General features: G+C 63.4%; 17 protein-coding genes and 1 pseudogene. 5 read left to right on the top strand and 13 right to left on the bottom strand.

Features of this window, described 5'->3' with window-relative positions; genetic code table 11:
* The 8 genes and pseudogenes from FJ942_RS26810 to FJ942_RS26845 form a co-directional block, all read right to left on the bottom strand.
* A pseudogene (locus FJ942_RS26810) lies at positions 1-416 on the bottom strand (NAD(P)(+) transhydrogenase (Re/Si-specific) subunit alpha); the annotation flags it as partial.
* An 87-nt stretch (positions 417-503) separates the two neighbouring features.
* Positions 504-728, bottom strand: a complete 225-nt coding sequence (locus FJ942_RS26815; RefSeq protein WP_140501115.1) for an aa3-type cytochrome c oxidase subunit IV — start codon at positions 726-728, stop codon at positions 504-506.
* 213 nt (positions 729-941) lie between these two features.
* Entirely contained in the window at positions 942-1,091 is a 150-nt protein-coding gene (locus FJ942_RS26820; RefSeq protein WP_140501117.1) for a DUF3096 domain-containing protein, read from the bottom strand.
* A 114-nt stretch (positions 1,092-1,205) separates the two neighbouring features.
* Positions 1,206-1,973, bottom strand: a complete 768-nt coding sequence (locus FJ942_RS26825; protein ID WP_140501119.1) for a hypothetical protein — start codon at positions 1,971-1,973, stop codon at positions 1,206-1,208.
* Positions 1,974-2,312: 339 nt separating this feature from the next.
* Entirely contained in the window at positions 2,313-4,628 is a 2,316-nt protein-coding gene (locus tag FJ942_RS26830) for an EAL domain-containing protein (protein WP_140672528.1), read from the bottom strand.
* 136 nt (positions 4,629-4,764) lie between these two features.
* Positions 4,765-8,241 carry an indolepyruvate ferredoxin oxidoreductase family protein gene (locus FJ942_RS26835; protein WP_140672529.1) on the bottom strand — a complete coding sequence of 1,159 codons (3,477 nt, stop codon included), beginning with the start codon at positions 8,239-8,241 and terminating at the stop codon, positions 4,765-4,767.
* A gap of 220 nt (positions 8,242-8,461) precedes the next feature.
* Positions 8,462-9,013 (bottom strand): hypothetical protein, encoded by a 552-nt coding sequence (locus FJ942_RS26840; protein ID WP_140672530.1) that lies wholly within the window; start codon positions 9,011-9,013, stop codon positions 8,462-8,464.
* Positions 8,988-9,602 (bottom strand): CGNR zinc finger domain-containing protein, encoded by a 615-nt coding sequence (locus FJ942_RS26845; protein ID WP_140672531.1) that lies wholly within the window; start codon positions 9,600-9,602, stop codon positions 8,988-8,990. The genes FJ942_RS26840 and FJ942_RS26845 overlap by 26 nt, the downstream gene beginning before the upstream one ends.
* Before the next feature lie 151 nt (positions 9,603-9,753).
* On the opposite strand from FJ942_RS26845, the gene FJ942_RS26850 reads away from it, so the two are divergent.
* The 4 genes from FJ942_RS26850 (at position 9,754) to FJ942_RS26865 (ending at position 14,376) form a co-directional block, all read left to right on the top strand.
* Positions 9,754-10,659 carry a branched-chain amino acid ABC transporter permease gene (locus FJ942_RS26850; RefSeq protein WP_140501129.1) on the top strand — a complete coding sequence of 302 codons (906 nt, stop codon included), beginning with the start codon at positions 9,754-9,756 and terminating at the stop codon, positions 10,657-10,659.
* A 291-nt stretch (positions 10,660-10,950) separates the two neighbouring features.
* A complete protein-coding gene (locus FJ942_RS26855) occupies positions 10,951-11,535 on the top strand; it encodes a TRAP transporter small permease subunit (RefSeq protein WP_140501131.1) in 585 nt (194 codons plus the stop codon).
* Positions 11,532-13,328: a TRAP transporter large permease subunit gene (locus FJ942_RS26860; protein ID WP_181167623.1), complete on the top strand. Its 1,797-nt coding sequence runs from the start codon at positions 11,532-11,534 to the stop codon at positions 13,326-13,328. Before FJ942_RS26855 ends, FJ942_RS26860 begins: the two co-directional genes overlap by 4 nt.
* A 19-nt stretch (positions 13,329-13,347) precedes the next feature.
* On the top strand, positions 13,348-14,376 hold the full coding sequence (locus tag FJ942_RS26865; RefSeq protein WP_140567815.1) for a zinc-dependent alcohol dehydrogenase family protein: 1,029 nt from the start codon (positions 13,348-13,350) through the stop codon (positions 14,374-14,376).
* 148 nt (positions 14,377-14,524) lie between these two features.
* Here FJ942_RS26865 and FJ942_RS26870 read toward each other — a convergent pair whose 3' ends face one another.
* The gene (locus FJ942_RS26870; protein ID WP_140525590.1) at positions 14,525-15,634 is read right to left on the bottom strand and encodes a TRAP transporter substrate-binding protein; all 1,110 of its coding nucleotides are present in this window, start codon (positions 15,632-15,634) and stop codon (positions 14,525-14,527) included.
* Positions 15,635-15,896: 262 nt separating this feature from the next.
* On the opposite strand from FJ942_RS26870, the gene FJ942_RS26875 reads away from it, so the two are divergent.
* Positions 15,897-16,670, top strand: coding sequence for a gamma-glutamyl-gamma-aminobutyrate hydrolase family protein (locus FJ942_RS26875; RefSeq protein ID WP_140567890.1), 774 nt, complete (start codon positions 15,897-15,899; stop codon positions 16,668-16,670).
* Here FJ942_RS26875 and FJ942_RS26880 read toward each other — a convergent pair whose 3' ends face one another.
* The 4 genes from FJ942_RS26880 to FJ942_RS26895 all read right to left on the bottom strand — a co-directional run bounded on the left by FJ942_RS26880 (position 16,671) and on the right by FJ942_RS26895 (position 20,116).
* Positions 16,671-17,075, bottom strand: coding sequence for a hypothetical protein (locus FJ942_RS26880; RefSeq protein WP_140501137.1), 405 nt, complete (start codon positions 17,073-17,075; stop codon positions 16,671-16,673).
* 86 nt (positions 17,076-17,161) lie between these two features.
* A complete protein-coding gene (locus tag FJ942_RS26885) occupies positions 17,162-18,145 on the bottom strand; it encodes a 2-hydroxyacid dehydrogenase (protein WP_140899500.1) in 984 nt (327 codons plus the stop codon).
* Positions 18,142-19,164, bottom strand: coding sequence for a LacI family DNA-binding transcriptional regulator (locus tag FJ942_RS26890; RefSeq protein WP_140501249.1), 1,023 nt, complete (start codon positions 19,162-19,164; stop codon positions 18,142-18,144). Before FJ942_RS26890 ends, FJ942_RS26885 begins: the two co-directional genes overlap by 4 nt.
* A gap of 67 nt (positions 19,165-19,231) precedes the next feature.
* A complete protein-coding gene (locus tag FJ942_RS26895; protein ID WP_181170047.1) occupies positions 19,232-20,116 on the bottom strand; it encodes a DMT family transporter in 885 nt (294 codons plus the stop codon).
* Positions 20,117-20,132: the final 16 nt, after the last annotated feature.

The raw sequence follows: 20,132 nt of genomic DNA on the forward strand, positions 1-20,132 counted from the left end.
GCAAGGTTAGCCTGCGAGGACAAGACGTCCATCGACTGGGCGCGCGTGATGCGCGGCATGAATTCCATCGCAAAGGCGGTCACCCCGGCCTTGGCCAGTGCCGCGACGGCGGCATCGTTGCCATACGGATCCATGATGGCGATGACCGCAGCGCCTGACTTGTAGCTTTTCAGCTCCGCATCAGTCGGCCGGCGCACCTTCAGCACCACGTCGGCCTTGGCAACATCGCCGGCCTCGCCGATCGAAGCGCCCGCCTTGGCAAACTCCTCATCGGGAATGCGCGATCGCGTGCCGGCACCGGCCTCCACAACCACTTCAAGACCCAGGCCGGCCAGCCGTTTCACCGTATCGGGCGAAGCCGCGACGCGCGGCTCGTTCGCATCGAGCTCACGAGGGATGAAAACCGTCTGTCCCACCGCATGATCCTTTCGGCTGGAACCTGTTTGCGCAAAATGTCGGCCGGGGCATCCGGCGACGTCAAAGGCAATGGGGTTTCGGAAAGACTATCGCAGAATGAAGGCGCCGACGGCCATGATCAGGACGAACAGGATAGTCGCCGAGAAGAAGCCGCCCGCGAAGAAACCGAAAGCCATCGCCAGAAGTATGGCGCCGCAGAAGAGTGATCCGTATTTGGCCAGCATGAGGAAGCCCGCATAGGTGCGGTCGTGCTCGGCATAGTCCATCTTCGCGCCCAGTTCGACAGGACCGGTCGGCGTGTGCTCAGCCATAGGAATACCCCTTCGAAGACATCTTTCAGGCACATAGCGAAAAGCCGCGCCGAGAGCAATGGCGCTATTGCCGCATCGCAGCCGACAACTGCCTCAAGGGAAATTTGAAGCAAAGCGCCCCTGCGTTCGGCAGAATCGCCGAACCGCTCCGGCTGCTTGTTTTCGCGCAATCCCGGACGAAGCCGGCTGGCGCGTCAACCGCGCTGGCCGTCTTTAGCCGGCGAGGTGCGGAAACAATCCAAGCAGGCCGGCTATGATCAGGTAGAGCGCGACGATGTAGTTCAGCAGCCGTGGCATGACTAGGATCAGCACCCCGGCGATCAGCGAGATAAGCGGCGTGAGCGCGAGCTGGGAAATATGCATGTCGGGGTCCTTTTGGCAGATACGTCGAAATGAAGACGCGGAGCGTCAACGCGCCGCCGTCATCAAAACGCGGATCTGGCCGGAAAGCTCCGGAGCTTTGCAAAATCAGGGGCCTCAGGCGGCCTCACGATAATATTTCGCCGTCGGCACGATAGACAAGGGCGTCAGCCGATTGATGGCCGGATTGGCGAACATCAACCGCTGTTCCATGGGCGTCGACCTGAAGAATGGGAAACGTTCGAGCGTCAGGCGCATATTTTCGCCGGCGGGGATTTCGAACAGGGCGATCCGGGTAAGAACGCCCGGAAACTCCTTAGCCTCGGTCCTCTGCACGGCATTGAAGTAACGAGAATAAAAATTGGAATGCTCGACCTTGACCGGCGTCAGCACAGAGTTCTGGCCAAAATAGAGCGAGGCCACCATGGCAAGCCTGAGTGTCAGAAACGGCAGCACTCCGGGTGCCGGCGCGGCGTCAGGATCGGTTGCGAAGCGGGTTCCATCGATGAAGGTTTCTCCGCGGGCAAGCCGCTCGATCAGTATTTCCGGATAGGCATCAACGGAGGGCGAATTCGGGTGCTCGATGGAAATGTAATGGAAGCGGATTGTGCTCACCAATTCGCCGTAGCAATAGACACCGAATCGGTAGGAATTGGGTAGATTGTCCCAGCGATCCTCGAACATGCCGCTGGCGAGCGGGCCGCACATGCCGGAGCGCAGATAGGACTTATAGCGAAGCCGGTAAATCGCTTCCAAATCCTCGCCCCCGGTAATGAGGCGATAATCGACATGCTCAAGCAGTTGCATCATCGATCGATTCAGCACCGAATCCCCGGCTGTGCTTACCCCGCCAGACGCATTCCTTGTAGCTGTTGCAGCATCCATCGTCTGTCCTCGAATTCGACCTAGGATAGGCTATTCGAGTTGAAATGAGACACAAGCCGAAATTTAGATCTTGTTGATTTACATTCCGTTAACCTTAATGGCCGGGAGTCGCCCGAGAATATCTTACTGAGCAATCGTCCGAGCGATTGCCGCTGAGAGGACGTGGATCATGCCTCCGAATACATCTGCATACTCTGAGGAGGACCCTTTCAGCTGCATTGCGCAAAGGCAAAATCGCGGCGGAACCGTATCCCGACACTGAACGAGTTCGACATCAAAGAGCGTCTGCGATTCGCAACGCGCGGGGAATCCAATCGAGCGAAGTCGAAAATTACGGCGCTAACGGACCGTCCGTTTACCGGTGCGACGCAGGTCAGCGGCAAATGGCCAGGTGACATTCGACATCGTCTCGATACCCGACGCACTGAGCGCGGCACCGAACAGGAAGCCCTGCACGAGATCCGGTTTCACTTGCAAGGCAAGGATCTTGAGCTGCTCAAAGGTCTCGACGCCTTCGACAGTCACCGAAAGTCCAAGCGGCCGCGACAGATTGACAATGCCCTTCAGCAGCTCCAGCGAACGCTTGCTCTGGGTGACGTCCATCAGGAAGGAGCGATCGATCTTGATCTTGTCGAGCGGCAGCTTATGCAGATAGCTCAGGCTCGAATAGCCGGTACCGAAATCGTCAAGTGCGATGCGCACACCGATCTGCTTCAGCTCCTCGATATATTGACGTGTCAGCGACTTGTCATCGAGCAGCGCAGTTTCGGTGACCTCGATCTCCAGCCGGCCGGCGGCAAGGCCGGAGCTGACCAGAGCGTCGCGAACCTTCTGGATGACGTCCCGGTTGCGGAAATCCTTGGCGGAGAGATTGACCGAGACGCTGGTGTGGTCCGGCCATTTGGCGCATTCGGTGCAGGCTGCCTGCAGCACGAAGGTGCTAATCTCGGAAATGATGCCCATTTCCTCCGCCAGCGGAATGAAGATGCCGGGCGAAATCGGCCCGAGGTCGGGATGGTCCCATCGGCACAGCGCCTCGCAGCTGGCGATGCGCATCGTGCTCATCGCCACGATCGGCTGGTAGACGACGCGCAGGGCCTTGCCTTCCACCGCGCTGCGCAGATCCGCCTTCATCAGCTGGCGGTTGCGGAACGCAGCGTCCATGGCGGCCTCGAACAGCCGCCAGCCGTTCTTGCCGAGCTCCTTGGCCTTATAGAGCGCCAGGTCCGCCTTGACGATCATGGCGTCGACGTCGGTATCCCTGACCCGCGACAGCACGGCGCCGCCGCTGGCCTGGATGCGCAGCCCGTGGCCGGCGACGTCCACCTCCCCTTGCAACGCTGCAAAGATCTCGTCGATCTGAAGGGTCAGATGGCTCTCATCCTCTATGCGGTCGAAGAAAACCATGAATTCGTCGCCGCCGAAGCGGCTGACGGTGATGCCTTGTCCCGCAATGGCGGCAAGACGCTCGGCCACCGCGTAGATCAATCCATCGCCGATCGGATGCCCGAGCGTGTCGTTGACGCTCTTGAAATCGTCGAGGTCGAGCACGGCAAGGCCGCAGAGGCGGTCACGGTCGCCTGACGCCATCGCCTCGCCGATCAGTTCGTGGAAATAGGCGCGATTGGGCAGGCCGGTGAGATTGTCATAGCGCGCCATGAAGCGGATCTTGTCTTCCGCCTCGACGCGCGCCGTCACGTCCTCAAAGGTGATGACCCCGAGTTCCTGGCTGCCTTCGCGGGCGGAGAATTCGTAGTGCTGGCCATTGGCGAGCGAAACCAGGACCTTACGGTCGCGGCCCTCGCGCAATGCACGCGTCAGCTGGGCTTCGATGTAGCGGCAGTCCTTTGGGGCCAGCATGCCGCCCACGACGCCGCGCATCAACAGACCATGGATTGACCGCCCAAGCAGAGCATCGGCCGATTTGAGCGACATCAGATGCGCGGCCTCGGCATTGGCGACCGCCACCCGACCGTCCGGGCCAAGCATGACGAGGCCATGCGACATGGTATTGAGCGCGCGATCGAATCTGAGCGCGAGCTTCCTCGCTTCCTTGTGGCCGATGACGGCCGAGAAAAGCACATCGCGGACGTGGTCGGCGCTGTTGATCGTGACGAAAGTCAACGGGATGATCATCAGCCCGAGAATGACCGAAGGCACATCCATGCGCAGCAAAAGTGCAAGTGCTGCCGGACCAATGAAGGTCACGGAAAAAACCCGCACCATAATGGGAGAGCCGTAGTTCCGGCCAACAACCGTCACCAAGGTTGCGATGGCCAGCGACGTCGCGGCCAGTTCGGCAAAGGGATCGGGATAGACATAGATCGATATGAAGCACAGCGCGCCCAACGTGAGGCCCTGCACGCTGCCCTTGAGGATGTAGTTGCGCTCCCACCGATGCGCCTCCTGGACGTCGGCTATTACACCGCCTGCCTTCCGGAAGGCGCGAATGCCGAAATAGCGGTAAAGGCAGATGGACAGCAGAACAAAAGAGAAAGCCAGGAACAACGGATTGTTCGTGCGCAAGTAGATCATTAGTCCGAGGATCCAGTAGCACACGCCACCGATCACCAGCATGTGGGCGTTGTCGAACAACGACCGCACAAACTGGATATAAACATCCGCTGGGATGTTTTCGGTCTTTGTTCTGCCCATGTCGTCGGCCCAACGCTAGGCCTCGTCATCTCACATCCGCCTTAAGAAAGGCTTAGAACAGCGGTTTTGGGCGGCTTGCCGAGGGTGCGCAAAGCAGGACAGACTGGGAGAATTGGGCTTTAGGTAAACAAGGCCATCACTCGGCGGCCTGGAGTTCCGCCTTCGCTGACGTGCCGGACAGGCGCTCGAGCAGCCTTTGGCGCTCGCCGGCCGCCTTTTGAGCGCTGGCTTGCCGAACATGGCCGTAGCCGCGGATGAGTGCCGGCACGGAGACGAGGGCCGTGGCGGCCTCGATGGTGTCCGGCGCCAGCGAGTTGGCGACGCGTTGCAGGTCGGCCTCATATTGCGCCAGCAATTGCCGCTCCATGCGCCGCTCGGCGGTGTAGCCGAACAGGTCGAATGCTGTCCCGCGCAGGCCCTTCATCGCCGCCAGCATGCGGAACCCTTTCATCATCCAGGGACCGAAGCTCGATTTCCTCGGTTTGCCGTCATTGCCGCGACGGCCCAGAATCGGCGGCGCCAGGTGGAATTCGAGTTTTTCGTAACTCTGGAACTGCTTGCCGAGTTCGGCGGCGAAGGAGCCGTCGGTATAGAGCCGCGCCACCTCGTATTCGTCCTTGATCGCCATCAGCTTGAACAGGTTCCTGGCCGCCGCTTCCGTCACGGCGCTCGAACCGGGCGCGGCCTTGGCTTCGGCCGCGCGCAGGGCAGCGATCCTGCCGGCGTAGCGCTTGCCATAGGCGGCGTTCTGATAAGCGGAAAGGAAAGCGACCCGGCGAGCAATGATTTCGTCCAGCGTCTGGGCAATGGTGGCGGGTTGGCCGTCCTTGCCCGGCTGGACGAGGCCACGCACGAAATCCGGCTGATGCGCGGCGCGGCGGCCCCAGCGGAAGGCGGCGATATTCATCCCCACCGCCTCGCCGTTCAATTCGATCGCCTTTTCGACGGCTTGCGCCGACAGCGGCAGACCGCCATGCTGGAAGGCGAAGCCGAGCATGAACATGTTGGCGCCCAGCGAATTGCCGAACAGGGCGGTGGCTGTGCGGGTGGCGTCGAAGAAATGCGCCTTGTCGTCGCCGGCAGCAGTGCGGATCGCCTTCTTCAAGCGCTCGATGGGGAGCGAGAAATCGGCCGAGCGGGCAAACTCGCCCGGCATGATCTCGGCAGTGTTGGCGAGGAAGATGGTGTGGCCCTCGCGCACCGCGGCCAGCACTTTTTTGGCTCCCGAGACGACGAGATCGCAGCCGAGCACGAGATCGGCCTTGCCGGCCGAGACACGGATGGCGTGGATGTCATCGGGCGTGCGGGCGATGCGGACATGGGTGAACACCGAGCCGCCCTTCTGGGCAAGCCCGGCCATGTCGATCATGCCGCAGCCCTTGCCCTCGAGATGAGCCGCCATGCCGAGCACGGCGCCGACGGTGACGACGCCGGTGCCGCCGACGCCGTCGATGATCGCCGCCCAGCCCTGTTCCCCGAGCGGGAATTCGGCGGCTGCTGGAACGCCGTCGAGCGGATCGGTCTTGCCGGCGATGCCTTCGGCCTTGCGGATCTTGGCCCCATGCACCGTGACGAAGGACGGGCAGAAGCCATTGACGCAGGAAAAATCCTTGTTGCAGCTCGACTGGTCGATCCGGCGCTTGCGGCCGAACTCGGTCTCCACCGGCTGGATGGAGACGCAGTTCGATTGGACGCCGCAGTCGCCGCAGCCCTCGCAGACCAGTTCGTTGATGAAGACCCGCTTGTCGGGATCGGGAAAGGTTCCGCGCTTGCGACGGCGGCGCTTTTCGGCGGCACAGGTCTGGTCGTAGAGCAGGATCGAAACCCCGCTGACGCCGCGTAGCTCGCGCTGGACGAGATCGAGATCGTCGCGGTGATGGATGGTGGCTCCGGCCGGGAACTCGACCTTGCCGGCATATTTGTCAGGCTCGTCGGTGACGATGGCGATGCGCTCGATTCCTTCGGCCCGCACTTGCCTGGCGATCATGTCCACCGTCAGGCCGCCTTCATGCGGCTGGCCGCCCGTCATGGCCACCGCGTCGTTATAGAGTATCTTGTAGGTGATGTTGACGCCCGACGACAGCGCGAAGCGGATCGCCAGCGTGCCGGAGTGGTTGTAGGTGCCGTCGCCGAGATTCTGGAAAATGTGGTCGCGCTTGGAAAAGGGCGCCTGGCCGACCCACTGCGCCCCCTCGCCACCCATGGCGGTGAAGCCGACAGTATTCCTGTCCATCCACAGTGCCATGAAATGGCAGCCGATGCCGGCCGCGGCGATCGAGCCATCCGGCACCTTGGTCGAGGAATTGTGTGGGCAGCCGGAGCAGAAGAAGGGCGTGCGGGAGCCGATGTCCGACGCGTCTGCGAGCATGGCCTGGAACTGGCGCAGCTTCGCCACCCGCGCTGAAATCTCTTCCGACGGACCGATGGTTTTCACGATCCTTTCGCCAAGGGCAATGGCGATTTCGTTGGGGTCGAGCGCGCCCTTGGCCGGAAACAGCCAGTCGCCGCGCTCGTTCTTCTTGCCGACGATGACGGGCTGCGTGGCGGTGCCGTAGAGGCTCTCGCGAAGCTGCACCTCGATCAGCGAACGCTTCTCCTCGACGACGACGATGGTGTCGAGGCCGCGCGCGAACTCGGCAATGTGCTGGAAATCGAGCGGCCAGGGGCAACCGACTTTGAACAGCCGCACGCCGATGCGGCCGGCGGCCGCCTCGTCGATGCCGATATCCTCGAGCGCCTGGCGGACGTCGAGATAGCTTTTGCCGATGGTGATGATGCCGATCCTGGGATTGCGGCCGCCCGAATAGACGACGCGGTTCAGCCCGTTGGCATGGATGAAGGCCGACGCGGCGGCGCGCTTGTACTCATGCAGCCGCTCCTCCTGGCCGAGCATGTCGATCTCGTGGCGGATGTTGAGGCCGCCGGGCGGCATGTCGAACTCGGGATTAACGATGTTCAGACGCTCGATCGAGGCATCGACCGAGGCCGTCGATTCGATGTTGTCCTTGACGCATTTGATGGCCGCCCATGTACCGGCGAAGCGCGACATGGCAAAACCGTAGAGCCCGTAATCGATTATCTCCTGGACACCGGCCGGGTTGAGGATCGGCACCATGGCGTCGACGAACAGGAATTCGGTGGCATGCGCGTTGGTCGAGGATTCGGCCATGTGGTCGTCGCCCATCAAAGCGAGCGCACCGCCATGTTTCGACGAGCCGGCCAGATTGGCGTGGCGGAAGACGTCGCCGGAGCGGTCGACCCCCGGACCCTTGCCGTACCAAATCGAAAAAACGCCGTCATGGGTGCCTTCGCCCAGCAGTTCCGTCTGCTGCGATCCCCAGCAGGCGGTAGCGGCGAGTTCCTCGTTAAGGCCGGGCTGGAAGACGATGTCGGCCTGGGCGAGCTGTTTTTTTGCCTTCCACAGCTGCATGTCGAGGCCGCCCAGCGGCGAACCGCGATAGCCGGAGACGAAGCCGGCCGTGTTCAGGCCCGCGCGGCGGTCGCGCTCGCGCTGCATCAGCAGCATGCGGATGACCGCCTGGGCGCCGGACAGGAAGATGCGTTCCTTCCTCAGGTCGAACTTGTCATCGAGCGCGACGTCGTGCAGCGTCATCAGGCATTTCCTCTGCGGAGGCCGCGCGGGGGCAGGCAGCCAGCGTCGGGATCGGATGACGCATCCTTTCTCCCCTTGCAACACAGGTCAAACGAAATCGGACGTGCCAGGCAACGCGCAACGAACGATCCGCCGTCGTCTCTTGCCCGGTATGAAATCGCCCCGCGAGCAATGTCCGGCGTACGAAAATTTCGCTTGCCTTTCGGCTTGGCGGCGAGCGTCAGGTGCCCTTGGAGCAGTCGGGCTTCGGCTCGCCCGGCAGCTTGCCGTCGGGGTGGCCGACGAGATCGGGATTGGCGGTGTAGAGCTGGTCAATGACGAGCGGCCGGTCGGGCAGGATGGACTGGTCTTCGGTGGACATCAGCGTGGTGTCGATCTTCTGCAGGACCGCGCCGTCGGAACCCTTGATAGCGATGGCGATCGTATAAGGCGTGTTCTTGACGACGCAGGTCAAAGCCGGGCTCTCCAGCGTCACCTTGTCGAGCTTGGGCCAGACCTTCTGCTCGACCACCAACGGCGCGCCGCCGGCCGGATCCTGGAAGCTGGCGACCGCGACCTGGCCCTCTCCCATCGGGCGCAGGGGCCGCAGCGTCACGACATAGGTCGCCCTGGCAAGACGATAGTTGAAGACGAATATCTTGCCCGAAATCTCGAACAACTTGCCTTCACCGTCCTTGGCGGTGTCGCGGCAGGCGCCGAGCGCCATCGCCGCGATCAGCGCCATGCCGAGCAGGGCTGAACGAGAGCTAATCCTGGACATTGTTGACCTCATTGGCCGCCCTGCGGCGGCGATAGTGGCGGCTTGCCTTCTGGCGGTTGCCGCAGACCGCCATGTCGCACCACAGGCGGCTGGAATTGCGGCTGCGGTCGACGAACAGCCAGGTGCAGTTGGGGCAGATCCTGAGCCTGGCGACCGTGTCGTTGCGCAGCAGCGACAGGGCGGAAACCGCCAGTGCCGCTTCGAATGCGATCGGCGTTGCCGGATCGCCGAACGGCTTTCCGGGCGTTGCGATCTCGGTCCGGCTGCCGGCAAGACCGCCGGCGCAGGCCCCCAGCAAGCCTGAGAGATGATCGGTAGCGACGGTGCCTTTCGACACCGCGTGGCGAAACAACCGGTCCGTCGCCTCGCGGATCGCCAGCACGACAGGCGCGATTGCAGCCGGCGCGGAGACCGCCAGCCGCCTGCCGCCAAGCTCGGCGGCGCGAAAGCCGCTCGCCGCGTCCGCGAAGCGGGCGATCTCGCGCGGATCGTCAAAACGGTCGAAGGTCCTCTCGGGATCGGCACGCAGCACGACGGTGTTCGCCGTGTCGAGCGCGAGCAGGCCGCCGGTGAAGCGGTGCGGGGTCCAGGATACCGTCATGTCCGAAATCTAACCGATAAATGGCATTTGACAAGTTAGATTCGACGATGCAAGTCTGCCCTGAAGCGGGTATTGCCGCTCTCTGTCTGGAGCGTATCGTCGTCCCAAAACCGCTATGCGCTTTGGGCGACATGCCCCCGAGGATTTTCGCATGCTGTATCTGTTCCAGCAGGTCCTGAACGGGCTGCATTCAGGCGCACTCTATGCGCTGCTGGCGTTCGGCTATGTGCTGACCAACGGCATCCTGCACCGCACCAACCTGGCCTATGGCGCGCTGTTCGCCTTTTGCGGACAGACGATGATCCTGACCGCCGCCTTCGGCTATCAGGTGCTGTGGCTGACGCTGACGGCGGCGGTGGTGCTCGGCGTCGCAGCGGCTTTCCTCTACGCCGCGCTCATCAGCCGCGTCCTGTCGCGCAGCGTCTTCGAACCGCTGGCCGACCGCTCGCCCAATGCGATCGTGGTGACCACGCTTGGCATCCTGCTGGTTTTGTCGGAAGCAAGCCGCATCGCGGCCGACACGCATGATCTGTGGCTGCCGCCTATGCTGGCGCAGCCTGTCGTTTTCGCGCAGGATGCCCGCTTCAAGGCGACATTGACGCTGATCCAGCTGCTCGATTGCGCCGTGGTGCTGGCGGCGGTGGCGCTTGCGGCATGGGCCTTTGCCCATTCGAATTTCGGCCGGCGCTGGCGCGCCGTCTCCGACGATCCCAAGGCGGCCGCCATGTGCGGCGTCGATGTGCGCGCCGTGTTCCGCCACGCAGTGCTGTTCGGCGGTTTCTGCGCCGCGCTGGCCGGCGTCATGGCCGGCCTCTATTACGGCAATGTCAGTTTCGGTTCCGGCCTCGTCTACGGGCTGAAGATCCTGTTCGTGACGGCGGTCGGCGGCTATCTCTCACCGCCGCGGGCGGCCCTGGGCGCTGCCGCCTTCGGCATGGCCGAGTCGCTGTGGGCCGGCTATTTCCCGGTGGAATGGCGCGACGCATGGATGTACCTGTTCCTCGTCGCCATGCTGGTGCTGATCGGCGCTGGCCGCGACCAGACCAAGATCGCGTGATCAGCATCAGACTTTGGTTGCATGACGCCTGCCACCGATGAGCCTGTTTCGGCAACGAAACGATCTCCTTAACGCTTTGATTTTGCCCACGAACCCTGCCGGAAGCCGGTTCCGGTTTTCCGAGCCCTGCGCCGCAGCCCTGCGCTTCGTCGGCTTCCTCGTCTCACAACCGCGTTGACAGCGCCGCTCCTGTGTTGACCCGTCCTGCCACGCACGGCATACGGTTAGGCCACAGCGGCGCGGCGTAAAACAACGGGGAGCCGTCGCGCCTCGGACAAAAGGGAGGAATGCATGGCAGGGCTTCTCGCTCTATCCAGGACGATCGACCGTGTGAACGAGTTCATCGGCAAATGGATATCGTGGTTGATCCTGCTGGCAATCCTGGTGAGCGCCGCTAACGCGACCATCCGCAAGGTGTTCGACACCTCGTCGAATGCGTGGCTGGAGCTGCAATGGTACCTGTTCGGCGCCGCCTTCATGCTGGCGGCGGCCTACACGCTGAAGCAGAACGACCATATCCGCATCGACATCGTCTATGGCCTGTTCCCGCGCCGCGTGCAGCACTGGATCGACCTTTTCGGCCATGTCTTTTTCCTGATGCCGTTCGTGACGCTGATGGTGATCTATTTCGTCCCCTACGTGTCGCTTTCGTTCCGCAGCGGTGAAATGTCGAACAATTCCGGCGGGCTGATCATCTGGCCGGCAAAGGCGATCCTGCTGGTCGGCTTCTTCCTGCTAGCGCTGCAGGGCATCTCCGAGATCATCAAGAAGATCGCCATCATGCGCGGCGACATGGACGACCCGACCCCGTTCATATCGGCGCATGAGCAGGCGGAACTCGAAGCCAAGGCACTGGCCGACGAGGTGCGCTCGTGATCGAGTTCATCGCCCAGAACATGGCGCCGATCATGTTCGCCTCGCTGGTCCTCTTCCTGCTGATCGGCTATCCCGTCGCCTTCTCGCTCGCCGCCAACGGACTTTTGTTCTTTTTCATCGGCGTGCTGGTCTCACCCTATTCGGGCGGCTCGATCAATCTCGCCTGGCCGCTGCTGCATGCGTTGCCGGATAATTTCTACGGCAGCCGGGTGATGTCGAACGACACGCTGCTGGCGATCCCTTTCTTCACCTTCATGGGCATCGTGCTCGAGCGATCGGGGATGGCGGAAGACCTGCTCGATACGATCGGCCAGCTGTTCGGGCCGATCCGCGGCGGGCTTGCCTATGCCGTGATCTTCGTCGGCGCGCTGCTGGCCGCGACGACCGGCGTGGTGGCGGCATCGGTCATCGCCATGGGGCTGATCTCGCTGCCGATCATGCTGCGCTACGGCTATGACCGCCGGCTGGCGTCCGGCGTCATCGCCGCGTCCGGAACGCTCGCCCAGATCATCCCGCCGTCGCTGGTGCTGATCGTGCTCGCCGACCAGCTCGGCCGCTCGGTCGGCGACATGTATGCGGGCGCGCTGATCCCCGGCATCGTGCTGACCAGCCTCTACATGCTCTACATCCTGATCATGACGATCGTCCGGCCGAATTCGATGCCGGCGCTGCCGCTGGAAGCACGCACGCTCGGCCATGGCGTCGTGTCGCTGCTGGTCGCGTTGCTGGCGACGGTGGCGATCTCCTACGCGGCCTACCGCTATCTCGCACCGACCCATGGCGACAATGCCGACATCCTCGGCGCCAGCATCGGCGTGGCCGTGATCTATATCGTTGCGATCGCCGATCAGCGCCTGAAAATCAACATGATGTCGCGGCTGGCGCAGCAGGTCGTGATCGTGCTGATCCCGCCATTGGCGTTGATCTTCCTGGTGCTGGGCACCATTTTCCTTGGCATCGCCACTCCAACCGAGGGCGGAGCCATGGGCGCTGTCGGCGCGCTTGCGATGGCGGCGATCAAAGGCCGGCTGTCGCTCGATGTGGTCAAGCAGGCGCTCGCTTCGACGACAAGGCTGTCGTCCTTCGTGCTGTTCATCCTGATCGGCGCGCGCGTCTTCTCCCTCACCTTCTACGGCGTCAACGGCCACATCTGGGTCGAGCATCTCTTGACCTCGCTGCCGGGCGGCGAGGTCGGCTTCCTGATCGGCGTCAACATCCTGGTCTTCGTGCTTGCCTTCTTTCTCGATTTCTTCGAACTGGCCTTCATCATCGTGCCGCTGCTGGCACCGGCCGCCGACAAGCTCGGCATCGACCTGATCTGGTTCGGTGTGCTTCTGGGCGTCAACATGCAGACCAGCTTCATGCATCCACCCTTCGGCTTCGCGCTGTTCTACCTGCGCTCGGTCGCCGCCCGGGTGCCCTATCTCGACCGCTTGACCGGCAAGCAGATCGCGCCGGTGACCACGGGCCAGATCTATTGGGGCGCCGTGCCGTTCGTCTGCATCCAGGTGATCATGATCGGGCTCACCATCGCCTTCCCGCAAATGGTGATGCACTACAAGGGCACAGCGGTCGATTCCGGCACGATCGACTATACGGTGCCGGAGGTGCCGGGACTGACGCCGCTCGGCACGCCGCCGGCCGGTACCGGAACCGCACCCGCCACTGGCGCCGCGCCGCCCGCCGCGCCTGCCGCACCCGACCTGTCGCAACCGCCGAACTTCGGCGACACGGCGCCCGCCAAACCGGCGGCACCACAGCCGGATCTGTCGCAGCCGCCGAACTTCAACTGATGCCGGAGGTCGCAAAATCATGAAAGCGGTACGGCTGGAAGCGGTTGGCAGCATCACGCTGCGCGAGGTCGCCAAGCCGGTTCCCGGGCCTGACGATCTGCTGGTGCGCATCGAGTCCTGCGGCGTCTGCGGCACGGACCGGCATCTCTTCCACGGCGAGTTTCCCTGCCGGCCGCCGGTAACACCCGGCCATGAGTTCTCCGGCATCGTCGAGGCAATGGGACATTCGGTGAGCGGCTTCTCGCTCGGCGACCGCGTCACCGGCGACCCCAACATCGCCTGCGGACGCTGCCGCCATTGCCATGCCGGCCGCATCAATTTGTGCAGCAATCTCAATGCCATCGGCATCCATCGCGACGGCGGCTTCGCCGACTACGTCGTGTTGCCGCAGAAACAGGCCTTCATCCTGCCCGCGGACTTGAAGCCGACGCACGGCGCCTTCTGCGAGCCTCTCGGCTGCTGCCTGCATGGCGTGGATCTGGCCGAGATCAAGCCCGGCTCCTCGGTCGCCATACTTGGCGGCGGCGTGATCGGCCTGCTCACAGTGCAACTGGCAAGGCTTGCAGGGGCGACGACCATCATCCTGTCGACGCGACAGGCCTCACGGCGCGCACTGGCCGAGGAGCTCGGCGCGACGGCAACGGTCGACGCAAGCGCCGCCGACGTCATCGATGCCATCTCCGGGCCAGCGGGACTGGTGCCCGGCGGTGTCGACGTGGTGCTCGAATGTGCCGGTGTCCAGAAAACGGTCGAGCAGTCGCTGCGGCTGGCGAGGGCCGGCGGCACGGTCGTCATTGTCGGCGTGGTGCCGCAAGGCATGAAGGCGGCGTTCGAGCCCTTCGATCTTCTGTTTCGCGAGTTGAAGGTTCTCGGCTCCTTCCTCAATCCCTACACGCACCGCCGCGCCGCCGAGCTGATCGCTTCGGGCGCGATCGAGATCGACCGGCTGATCTCCAGGCAGGTGCCGCTGGAAGAGGCCGCCGCGGTAATCGCCAACCCGCCTGCCGCCGGCGAGGTCAAGGTGGTGGTGGTGCCGGACCGAGGCTGAGTGCCGCTGTCGCTTCGAACCCGTTCGACCCCCGGCCCTGCGGCGCAAGTTTCGACGCCTTCGACTATCGATGTTTCCAGCACCGACGCCCAACGAATAAACCCCGGACTACCGAGTCCGGGGTCTTCGAAAAGGAGGCAGAAAAACCTTACAGCTTGCCGTTGCGCTGCTGGACCATCATGAAGGTGTCGTAATTGTACTCGGCCACCTGCGCCCAGAGATAGTGCTCCTTACGGAAGCCCTTGATCGAGTCCCAGATCTTCTTAAACGGCGCGTTCGAGGCTTCCATTTCGGCGTAGACCTCATTGGCCTTCTCGAAGCAGGCGGACATGATCTCCTGGCTGAACGGACGCAGTTTGGCGCCGCCGGCCACCAGCCGCTTCACCGCCGCAGGATTGAGATAGTCGTATTTCTGCAGCATGTTGGCATCGGCGGCTTGCGCGGCGGTATGCAGCAGCGACTTGTAAGTCGGCGAAAGCTCTTCGTATTTCGCCTTGTTGAACATCAGGTGGACGGTCGGGCCGCCTTCCCACCAGCCTGGATAGTAGTAGTAGGGCGCAACCTTATAGAAGCCGAGCTTCTCGTCGTCATAGGGGCCGACCCATTCGGCTGCGTCAATGGTGCCCTTTTCGAGCGCCGGGTAGATGTCGCCGCCGGCGATCTGCTGCGGCACGACGCCGAGCTTCTGCACAACCTTGCCGGCGAAGCCGCCGATGCGCATCTTGAGGCCGGAAAGGTCGGCCACCGTGTTGATCTCCTTGCGGAACCAGCCGCCCATCTGCACGCCGGTATTGCCGCCAGGCAGGCCGAACAAGCCTTGCGTGGCGAGAAATTCGTTGAACAGGTCGATGCCGCCGCCATGATAGTGCCAGGCATTCATGCCGCGCGCGTTGAGCGAGAACGGAACCGCCGCGCCCAGCGCCCAGGTCGGATCCTTGCCCCAGTAATAATATGCCACCGTGTGGCAGGCCTCGACCGTGCCGGCGGTCGTGGCGTCGGCCGCCTGAAGGCCGGGCACCAGCTCGCCAGCGGCGAAGACCTGTATCTGGAAGTTGCCGTCGGTGGCTTCCGAAAGCATCTTTGAGAAGACCTCGGCGCCGCCATAGATCGTGTCGAGCGATTTGGGAAAGGACGACGCCAGCCGCCAGGTCACCTTTGGATTGGACTGGGCTATGGCCGGCGCGGCGAGCGTGGCGGCGGCCACAGCGGCGCCAACGCCGGTCGTCCCGGCCTTGCGGATGAATGAACGACGATCCATGAAGTCCTCCCTTTTGGATCAACAAACCGACGTGCGGCGCATGCTCGATGCCCCGCACGGCTGGGCGAAACAATACACGGGCAAGGAGTCGAGTCCAGCGTGGCGGCCTGATTTGACGGCGTGTGCGCAGGGCCTTGCAACTATAGTCTAACGGGCCGTTTGGTGGCCCATCCGACGGACCGAAACTTGTCATGGAAAAATGTGCTGGGATCGCCTATTTTGAGGGCAGGATTCCCCGGCCCAGATGGAAAACAAAGCCAAAATGCAGCAGCCGCTCGTCGCCGTATCGACCGACGTCCGTCAATTCGACAACTACACCTGGCATGCCGCCCCACAGCAATATCTGGAGGCGGCGATCGCCGGCGCCGGCGTGTTTCCGGTGCTGGTGCCCTCGTTCGGCGATCGGCTCGATTTCGATGAGCTGCTGTCGTCGGTCGACGGCGTCATGCTGACCGGCTCGAAATCCAATGTCGACCCCTCGCTCTATGGCGGCGATGCCAGCGAGGCGAACGGCCCCTATGACCCGGCACGCGACGCCACCACCTTGCCGCTGATTCGCAAAGCGATCGAGCGTGGCGTGCCGCTGCTTGCCATCTGCCGCGGCATCCAGGAGATGAACGTGGCGCTGGGCGGCACGCTGGGCACTGAAATCCAGGAGCGTGAAGGCTCGCTCGACCACCGCGCGCCGGTGAGCGACAATCAGGACGAACGTTTCGCGATTCACCAGACCGTTTCGATCAAGGCGGGCAGTTGCCTGGCCGGTGTGTTTGGGGCCGGCGACATGAAGGTCAACTCGTTGCACCGCCAGGCAATCGGCCGGCTTGGTTCGAAGCTGCAGATCGAAGCCGTGGCCGACGACGGCACCGTCGAGGCGGTCTCTGTAAAGGATGCCCGCGCTTTCGCGGTCGGCGTCCAGTGGCATCCCGAATACTGGGTCAAGTCGGATAGTAACTCGGCCAAGATCTTCCGGGCCTTCGGCGACGCGGTTCGCCTGCATGCGGCTGCCAAAGCCGGCGCCCGCGCGGCGGCGGAGTAATCAGTCGTCGGTGCTCGGGTCCCCGGCGGCCGCCAGCGACAGCAGCGGCAGTGCGGGAGCGTAGGATTCGAATCCGTCGCCATCGGCGACCGCGAAGGTGACGATCGGATCGACGCCGTTGACGCTGAAGGCGACCGTGCCGTCCTCCTGCTCGCGCCAGAATTTCGCCCGCTCGATGCCTGGCATGAGTCGGCTACAGTTCGGAGCCACCGTCAAAAGCGACAGGCCGTCCGAGACGGTGGCGCCGCGTTTGATTGCGCAAACCCCCTCATCACCATTGGCGACCAGCCTGTAGGTGTCGGGCGGCGCGGCCTCTTCAGCGACGCTTTCACCAGTGCCGCCATGAAACAGCTGAACGCCGCCAAACAGGGCGGCGGCTCCGATCAGTACGGAAAGCGTTTTCATGGTGATCCTCATCCATGCGTACGGACAGGATGAAGAATGATTTCAAAGGGTTAAGCTGACGTTAATAAATATGGCAGCCCGACCGCTCAGCAGCGCGCCTTCACATGCGCGGTCTCGGGCACAGGTGTGATCGACCGGCGCTCGCTGAACCAGGACACCAGATTGTCGACGCACAGATCCGCCATGGCGCGACGTGTGTGCTCCGACGCCGAACCGACATGCGGCAACAGACTGGCATTGGTCGCGTCAAGCAGCGCCCGCGGCACGTTCGGTTCGTCGGCGAAGACATCGAGCCCGGCGGCGGCGATAGTGCCCTTGGCGAGGGCTGTCGCAAGCGCCGCCTCGTCGACCGTGCTGCCGCGCCCGATATTGACGAAGACGCCGTTGGCGCCAAGCGCCGACAGGATCTCGGCATCGACCGCCTTTTCCGTCGAGGCGCCGCCCGGGACCACCGAAATCAGCGTGTCGACTGCTTCGGCGAGGCCCTTCAGCGTCGGATGATAGGGGTAGGACAGGCCCTCGACCCGGCGCCGGTTGTGATAGGCGACGGGCAATCCGAACGCCTCCAGCCGGCGGGCAATGGCGAGCCCGATGCGGCCCATGCCGAAAATGCCGGCGCTGCGGCCGCGCAAGGTAAGCCGGCTCAAGGGATAGTTGCCCTTGCACTGCCAGCTGCCGTCGCGCAGCCAGGCTTCGGCGCGCGGCAGGTCGCGCACGGTGTTGATCAGCAGGCCGATGGCGGTGTCGGCGACCTCCTCGGTCAGCACATCCGGCGTGTTGGTGACCATGATGCCGTGATCGCCAGCGTGGCGGGCATCGACCGAATCGTAGCCAACACCGAAACTGGCGACGATCTCAAGCTTGGGCAATGCATCCATGAAGGCCGCGCTGATGCCGCCGAACGAGGCGATGGCGCGCACGTTGTCACGCATTTCATCGGTGACCAGGGACGGGTCGGCGCGCTCGATCCCGACACGCCTGAATGTCCGGTCGATGCGCTCGACCGCGTGGTCGTTGAAATGCCCCGGCACCAGGATGGCGACGGTTTGCAGTTGCTCGGGCCTTGTCATGCACGCTCCACCGGCTTGCCGGTCGACTGTCGCACATGCAGTTCCGGCTTGATCAGTTCCTGAGAGGGCCGCACCGTCTGCCCGTTCAGCTTGTCGAGCAGGGCGCTGGCGGCGCGGCGGCCAACCTCGCGCTGACCGTTCCACACGGTGGTCAGCGCCGGCGTGGCGATTGCCGCCTCCTCGAGATCGTCGTAGCCGGTGACCGATATGTCCAGGCCGGGCACCAGGCCGGCGCGCGCGATGCCGTTCATCAGGCCGATGGCGACGAGGTCGTTCCAGCAGCAGGCGGCTGTCGGCTTGTCCTTCAGGGCCAGAAACTGTCCGGCGGCCTCGAAGCCAGCCTGCTTGGTGCGCGGGCCGGGGATGCGCCAGGCCGGCCGCACTTCCAGCCCGGCGGCCTCCATGGCGTTGACATAGCCCTGGTAGCGATCGCGGCCGGTCGAGGTCTGGTCGGTGCCGCCGATCATGGCGATGCGCTTGTGGCCGAGCGAGATCAGGTGATTGGTGGCAAGCCCCGTGCCATAGGCATCGTCGCCGCGAAAAACCGGCACGTCGGCGCCCTCGACGGTGCGCGCGATCAGCACCGCCGGCAGGCCGTTTTCCTCGGCCATCAGAATATCCGAGGCCGGAGTGCCGATGGCCGGCGACATGATGACGCCGTCGGCGCCGAGCTGCAAAAGCGTGTCGATGAAAGTGCGCTGCTTCTCGAGCTGGTCGTAGTGATTGGACAGGATGAAGGTCTGGCGGCTGCGGTCGAGCTCGCTTTCGATCGAGCGCAGTATCTCGGCGAAGAACGGGTTCATGATGTCATGCACGACGACGCCGACAATGCCCGAACGCGAGGTACGCAGGCTGGCGGCACGGCGGTTGTAGATGTAGCCGATGGCGCGGGCATGTTCCTTGATGCGGTCACGGGTGCCGCCTGCCACCAGCGGGCTGTCGCGCAGCGCCAGCGATACCGTGGCCGTGGACACGCCGAGCGCATCCGCGATCGTCGACAGCTTGATCTTCTGTGCCAGCCTTCCCCTCCCCCGTCGTTTTTTTAAACTGTTTAAAGGCGGCCTTATGCCACCCTTCGACGCTAAATCAAAGTTTTTTTGCCAGCGCTTCCGCCTCGACGTCCAGCACCGCACGATTGCGCAGGCGCAGCCGGTGCTCGCGATGAACGATGTAGAGACCGCTGGCGACGATGACGGCGGCGCCGACGAGTGTCCAGCGGTCGGGGAACTGCTTGAAGACGATGAGCCCGGAAAGGATCATCCACACCATCTGCGAATAGGGATAGGGGGCGAGCGCGGTGGTGGTGGCCATGCGATAGGCCTGCACCAGAAGCCAATGACCGACGCCGCCAAAGACGCCGAGCATGAGCAGGATGAACCAGTGCCAGCCATCATGCGGCAGGGAAAACGAGAACGGCAGCATGGGCAGGAGCACCACCGCCGGGGCCAGTGCCGAAAACAGGATGAGGCTTTCCGATGTCTCGGTCGCCGACATGCGCCGGGTCATGATCACATAGAAGCAGTTCGACAGCATCGAGCCGAGCGCGAACAGGTGGCCGATGCCGAAAACGCCGACTCCCGGCCTTGTGATGATCAGAACCCCGGCGAACGCGGCCAGGATCGCCAGCCACCGCCGCCAGCCCGCCCATTCGCCAAGCAGCGGGCCGGCAAGTGCGGTGATGACCATCGGCCCGAAGAAATAGATCGATGTCGTCTCGGCCAGTTGCAGGGACCGCAGCGCCAGCACGTTGAAGATGGTCGAGCCGAACAGGAACAGCCCGCGCAGGACATGAGCCGGCAGGTTGGCCGGACAGAACCGCGCCGGTTCACGCCAGCCGCGCAACAGCGCGCCGACCAGCACGACATGCACGGCAAAGCGCACCCAGGCGACGACAAGCGCGGAGACGCCGGCTAGGACGAGGTATTTGCTGCTGGTGTCGAGAAAGGTGAAGAAGACATAGGTGGAAAGCATGCACAGGATCGCCACC

The sequence above is a fragment of the Mesorhizobium sp. B2-4-2 genome (assembly GCF_006442845.1).
In the GTDB taxonomy this organism is placed as follows: Bacteria; Pseudomonadota; Alphaproteobacteria; order Rhizobiales; family Rhizobiaceae; genus Mesorhizobium.